The sequence below is a fragment of the Neisseria sp. HMSC073G10 genome (genome assembly GCF_001812605.1).
In the GTDB taxonomy this organism is placed as follows: Bacteria; Pseudomonadota; Gammaproteobacteria; order Burkholderiales; family Neisseriaceae; genus Neisseria; species Neisseria subflava_A.
In genome coordinates, this window is the sequence record NZ_KV809507.1 from 1 (window position 1) to 211 (window position 211).

Sequence of the window (211 nt, forward strand, 5' to 3'; positions counted from 1 at the left end):
GAAGAAGAAATCATGTCTGCACCGTTGCGAGATATTATTCCGCAAGGTGCCGTCTTGATTGTTGATGAAGCGCACTATACCTATCCTGTTCGTGCTGCCGGTCGCCCCGTTCCTCCCTATATCCAAGAATTAACCGAACTTCGCCATTACGGCCATACAGTTATCTTGATGACCCAACACCCAAGTCAGCTTGACGTATTTGTACGTAATC

At 47.4% G+C, this 211-nt stretch carries 1 protein-coding gene; it reads left to right on the forward strand.

Annotated elements, in window-relative coordinates; translation table 11 throughout:
• Positions 1-211, forward strand: a 211-nt coding sequence (locus HMPREF2865_RS03935) for a zonular occludens toxin domain-containing protein (RefSeq protein WP_283120628.1), incomplete at both ends; no start/stop codon positions are given.